The 4,503-nt window shown below is 68.6% G+C and carries 4 protein-coding genes; 1 reads left to right on the top strand and 3 read right to left on the bottom strand.

The window, feature by feature from the left end; all coding sequences use genetic code 11:
• The coding region (locus D7W79_RS39255) for an ABC transporter ATP-binding protein (protein WP_147442283.1) at window positions 1-766 on the bottom strand (766 nt) is incomplete at its 3' end.
• Window positions 767-836: 70 nt separating this feature from the next.
• Window positions 837-2,252, bottom strand: a complete 1,416-nt coding sequence (locus D7W79_RS39250) for a TIGR01777 family oxidoreductase (protein ID WP_120530345.1) — start codon at window positions 2,250-2,252, stop codon at window positions 837-839.
• A gap of 32 nt (window positions 2,253-2,284) precedes the next feature.
• Between D7W79_RS39250 and D7W79_RS39245 the strand changes: the two genes are divergently transcribed.
• Window positions 2,285-3,250 carry an L-threonylcarbamoyladenylate synthase gene (locus tag D7W79_RS39245; RefSeq protein WP_120530344.1) on the top strand — a complete coding sequence of 322 codons (966 nt, stop codon included), beginning with the start codon at window positions 2,285-2,287 and terminating at the stop codon, window positions 3,248-3,250.
• Between the two features lie 38 nt (window positions 3,251-3,288).
• On the opposite strand, the gene D7W79_RS39240 is transcribed toward D7W79_RS39245, so the two are convergent.
• A complete protein-coding gene (locus tag D7W79_RS39240; protein WP_120530343.1) occupies window positions 3,289-3,894 on the bottom strand; it encodes a hypothetical protein in 606 nt (201 codons plus the stop codon).
• Window positions 3,895-4,503 lie beyond the last annotated feature (609 nt).

Below are 4,503 nucleotides of genomic sequence, written 5' to 3'. Positions count from 1 at the left end.
CGCCCTCCCCTTCCCGCACCTCCACCGCGCCGAAGCCCTGCAACGCCTCCAGGGTCCGCGCACGGTCGCCCCGCACCTCCAGCACGATGGACGGACCGCCCAGCGCGCGCGACAGCTCCTCCTCACTGCCCTGCGCCAGCAGCGTGCCCTTGTGGATGATGAGCAGCCGGTCACACGTCTGCGAAATCTCCGGGAGGATGTGGCTGGACACGAGCACCGTGTGCGCGCCCTTGAGGCCGCGGATGACGTCGCGCATCTCCACGATTTGAAGCGGATCCAGGCCGCTGGTCGGCTCGTCGAGGATGAGCAGCGCGGGCTTGTGCACCAGCGCCTGCGCCAGCCCCACGCGCTGGCGGTAGCCGTGGCTGAGCGTGGAGATGACCTCGCCATGCACGTCGCGCAGGCCGGTCTTCTCCTCGGCCTCGCCCACGTGGGACACGGTGGCCTTCGCGGGCACATCGCGCAGCCGGGCCACGTAGGCCAGGTACTCGCCCACCGTCATCTCCTCGTAGACGGGAGGCACGTCCGGCAGATAGCCGATGCGCTGGCGCACCTCATGGGACTGGCTCACCACGTCGTGCCCGTCGATGACGACGCGGCCCGAGGTGGGCAGCAGCACGCACCCGAGAATCTTGAGCGTCGTCGACTTGCCGGCGCCATTGAGGCCCAGGAAGCCGATGACCTCACCCTGGCCGATGGTGAAGGCCAGGTCCCGGATGGCCGCGTGCTCGCCGTAGAACTTCGTCAGCCCTTCGACCTGGATCATCAGGACTCCTCGAAGCGAGGGGAAGCGGCGCACTTCTGTCGCCCCTCCCGAGGAGTGTCAAGCGCCGGGCTCACCCGTGGCGGTATTCCGCGCCGTCGGTGGTGCGGCCCAGCGTGAAGCGCAGCGCCCCCTCCAGGTCGGGCAGGAGGAAGGGGAAGCCGTTCGCCTGCGCCACGGTGGGCAGCGCATGGGTGCTGGACAGCAGGGTCTCCTCGCCCATCTGACCGAACACGGTCTTCACCACGGTGGCGGGCAGCGGGAACACGGCCGGGCGGTGGAGCACCTTCCCGAGCACCTTCGCCAGCTCCCCCTGTCGCACCGCGTTCGGGGATACAGCATTGAGGGGCCCCTGGATGGACGGGGTGAAGATGGCGAACTGGATGAGGCCCAGCACGTCCTCCAGGGACACCCAGCTCAGCCACTGGCGTCCGGAGGCCACGGGCCCGCCGCCGCCCGCCTGGGTCGCGAGCGCCAGTTTCGCGAGCGCCCCGCCGCGAGCGTCCAGCACCACGCCGATGCGCAGGTTCACCACGCGGATGCCCGCGTCCTTGGCGGGCGCGGTGGAGGCCTCCCACTGGCGCGTGACGTCCGCGAGGAAGCCGTCACCGGAGGAGGACGCCTCGGTGAGTTCTTCATCGCCCCGGCTGCCGTAGTAGCCGGTGGCGGAGGCGCAGATGAGCACGCGCGGCTTGCGGGTCGCGCGGGCAAGGGTCTCGCACAGCAGGCGGGTGCTCTCCGTGCGGCTCTTGAGGATCTCCTGCTTGCGCTCCTCGGTCCACCGGCCCTCGCCCACGTTGGCGCCGGACAGGTGCACCACCGCGTCCACGCCCTCCAGGCCCGCCGCGTCGACGGTGCCCTTGTCGGGAGCCCAGGCGATGTCCCCGCGCGCCGCGTTCGCACGGCCGCGCACCAGCCGCTTCACGCGGTGGCCGCCGGTGGTGAGGAACGAAGACAATGCGGAGCCCAGCATGCCGGAGGCGCCGCCGATGGCCACGGTGAGCGGGCCCTGGGATGCGAACGCGGCATGGCGGCGCAGGTCCGCGCGGGTGAGCGTGTGGCGGTACGCGAACATGCGCTCCAGGCGCTTGCGCGCATAGCCGCCGCCGAAGGCGTCTCCGAGCGTGCCCACGGGCAGCTCGTACTGGATGGCGTCCTCCAGGACGGAGGCCTGGGCGCCCGAGGGGCTCATGCGGTGGTCATGGATCCACTTCGCGAAGGGGCCTTCGCGCTGGGTGTCCTGGAAGGAGGAGCCCTCCACGTAGGCGGTGTGCTCGGCGACCATGCGCTGGGGGATGGGGCCCAGGTGGAGTTTGACGACGACGCGGGCGCCGGGGCGGATGCCGTCGCCGGTGCGGTCGATGACCTCCGCCGTCTCCCAGGGGGGCGACAGGCGTTCGAAAGCTCCCTCGCGGGTGTGCCAGGAGAAGAGGTCAGCGGCGGGGACAGGCATCTGGCTGCGCGCCTCGAAAACGTGCGACTTGCCCATGGTTTCTCCTGGGGAGACAGTGCGACCCGAGCATGCTTACTCCCGACCTCCTCGACCGTGCAGTCGAATTGCTGCGACGCGGCGGTGTCATCGCCCTGCCAACAGAGACGGTCTACGGCCTCGCGGCCAACGCCGAGGACGAGCTGGCCGTGCGTCGCGTTTTCGCCATCAAGGGCCGGCCGGCGACCCACCCGCTCATCGTCCACATCCCGGGCGCGGAGCACCTGTCCGAGTGGGCGCGAGTGGTACCGGACGAAGCAAGAGCGCTGGCCAGGGCCTTCTGGCCGGGCCCCCTGACGCTGGTCCTGCCACGCACGTCGAGGGCCACGGACGCGGTGACGGGAGGCCAGGACACGGTGGCGCTGCGAGTGCCCGGCCACTCCGTGGCGATGGAGGTGCTGAGCAAGCTGGGCGGAGGCGTAGCCGCGCCCAGCGCCAACCGCTTTGGCCGGGTGAGCCCGACGACGGCGGAGCACGTGCAGCGCGACCTGGGAAGCGACGTGGACCTGGTGCTGGACGGGGGTCCGTCCACGGTGGGCGTGGAGTCAACCATCGTGGACCTGTCCTCCGGAGCCCCCGCGATCCTCAGGCCCGGAGGTCTGGCGACGGAGGACATTGAGCGCGTGCTGGGGCGGCAGGTGCCGGTGCGCACGTCCGAGACTGTGCGCGTGTCCGGTTCACTGGCCTCGCACTACGCGCCGAGGGCAGGCGTGGTGCTCGCGGAGCCGCATGAAGCAGTGCAGCGAGTGGAAGCCCTGCGTGCACAGGGATTGCGGGTGGGAGTGCTGGGCCCCGCGTCACTGTCATTGCCGAAGGACGTGCAGCGCTTCGACGTGCCGGCAGAACCGGCGGAGGCCGCGCGGGTCCTCTATGCGCGGCTGCGCGAAGCCGACGAACAGGGCCACGACATCCTCGTGGCCTGTCTGCCCGCCGCGAGCGGCCTGGGCATCGCCGTGCGAGACCGGCTGTCCCGCGCGGCGGCGCCCCGTGAGAGCTGATCAACACCGCACAGGCAAGTCGGGCGAGGTCGTTGAAATCAAAGTTCCTTGGTCATGCGCTGTAGCTCAAGTTCCTTGGCTCGCCGACGGGCTTCGGCGATCTCAGGTGCATACCTCGCGCTCTCATATTCAATGACCGCCGCCTCGACACCGGGCGTCTTCACACTCCTGAGCTTGACATCACTTTCGACTGTCGCCCACCTGCTCAGCAGCAAGAACCGTTTTGAGGCAGCGCGAGCCTCACGCCTAGCTTCCACTTCATCGTTCTCTGCCCGGACGTCAATCCGATGCTGCGCAAACTGGTCTTGTGGCACTCCTGTGAGCGCCTGGGAGAGATGCCCCAGGATGTAAACGGTATCCGCAGCGGACCGATAGCTTCCTACCCGCTGCAGCGCCTCGTCCGCAGTATCCCGGTCACGCACTGGAGGCCCATACTTTCGATTGAGCACCCGACGAATCAGCAGGTGCGAATCTCGGATGTTTTCAACGTCAGGAAAGAAGACGTCGACCGCAACGAACCTGCCCTTCAGAAAGGCAAACGTCACAACGGCAGGCAGGTCCGCGATCGTGGACTCCCACCGCATTGCGCTCGCATTGAGCATTCTTGCGTCTGGGAAGAGTTCCCGAACCTCTTCGAGGCTCATGCCCCAACGAGCCTCCTGGAATCCTTCGGAGCTTCGATAGTCAGGGCCCTGGTGCTTCCATTCCTGCATGGCCCCACGTCGTTTCCGCTCAATAATGTCTTCGCGTGAAGTCGCGCATCCCGTGGCGAGACACAACGTCAAGATGCAGCCAAGAACGTCAAGCCTCATGAAGTCTCCAACATTGACGACGGACGCAGCAGGCAGCAGTCCGCCATGGCATAGGGGAGTCCCAACCAGGATGGCCCTCTCTCGACTTAAAATATCGTGAAGCGCTTCCGGAAGCTGGGTCCCCATCCGCCCCAGGGGGGCTTGCGGCCAGGGCGCCCGGTCGCCCAGGCTCTGTTCCCGGAGAGGGGGACCGGACACCCGCCAGCCTTGAAGCCTCCGCTTGGACGGGCCGCGTCATCGCCCGTTCTCCCTTTTACAACCGCCGTCCGCTCCGCTATCCCGCGACGGTCACCCAGGAGTGTCCCCGTGAAGCGAAGTCTGTCCGGTCTGCTCGTCGCCCTCGCGTTCACCGCCTGCAAGCAGGAGGCGCCGGGCAAGCTGGAGCCCATCCCGCGCCCGCCGGGTGCCACCGCGCCCGCGCCCGAGGAGGCCGCCCCGGCC

Source organism: Corallococcus exercitus, assembly GCF_003611585.1.
Taxonomy (GTDB): Bacteria; Myxococcota; Myxococcia; order Myxococcales; family Myxococcaceae; genus Corallococcus; species Corallococcus exercitus.
Note: the sequence above shows the minus strand (reverse complement) of the source record. Positions and strands in the feature narration are given on the sequence as shown.

Bases quoted from the DNA above. Each gene is read 5' to 3' on its own strand.
- D7W79_RS39250 (WP_120530345.1), bottom strand. From the start codon at position 2,252: ATGGGCAAGTCGCACGTTTTCGAGGCGCGCAGCCAGATGCCTGTCCCC.
- D7W79_RS39245 (WP_120530344.1), top strand. From the start codon at position 2,285: ATGCTTACTCCCGACCTCCTCGACCGTGCAGTCGAATTGCTGCGACGC.
- D7W79_RS39240 (WP_120530343.1), bottom strand. From the start codon at position 3,894: ATGAGCCTCGAAGAGGTTCGGGAACTCTTCCCAGACGCAAGAATGCTC.